The sequence below is a fragment of the Halorubrum tibetense genome, from assembly GCF_042661865.1.
In the GTDB taxonomy this organism is placed as follows: Archaea; Halobacteriota; Halobacteria; order Halobacteriales; family Haloferacaceae; genus Halorubrum; species Halorubrum tibetense.
In genome coordinates this window covers 1-547 of the sequence record NZ_JBHSWW010000702.1, presented here as the reverse complement: position 1 = coordinate 547, position 547 = coordinate 1, and the positions used below count along the sequence as shown (strand labels likewise).

1 pseudogene is annotated in these 547 nt (G+C 72.4%); it reads left to right on the top strand.

Annotated features, from left to right (window positions below):
• A pseudogene (locus ACFQEU_RS17835) lies at positions 1 to 547 on the top strand (DUF4129 domain-containing protein); the annotation flags it as partial.

Sequence of the window (547 nt, the reverse complement as noted above, 5' to 3'; positions counted from 1 at the left end):
GACGACGGACGACGGCGGCCACGCCCGCCTGTGGTTCCCCCTCGACGACGAGGCGACGGTGGTGGCGACGGCCGGCGTCGAGACCGCGACCGCGACCGTCGGGAACCTCTACCTCCGGCTGACCGCGGTGCTCGTCGTCGTCCCAGGACTCCTGATCGGCGGGAGCGTGACGTACCTGCGGCTCGCTCGCCGGTACGACCACGAGCCCGGCAACGAGTTCGCCGTCCTGTTCGTCGGGTTGGCCGAGCTGTTCGACACGCTGGCGTCGCTCGCCCGCATGCCGTCGGTCTCTCTCCCGTCGTTCTCGTGGCCCCGGATCCGGGTTCCGTCCGGGCTTGGCCGCTCGATCGGGGCGGCGATCGGCGGCGTTCTCGTCGGGTTCGCCTCGCTCGCTTCGTTGCCCTCGCTGCCCTCGCTTGGTTCCGAGCCGGGCACCAGACGCGGGAGCGTCGGATCGGTCGTTCGCTCCGGCATCGACCGACTCCGTGGGTCGTCGGACGACGACGCGGGCGACGACGCTGAGGGCGCCCCACTCGCTGACGAGCCG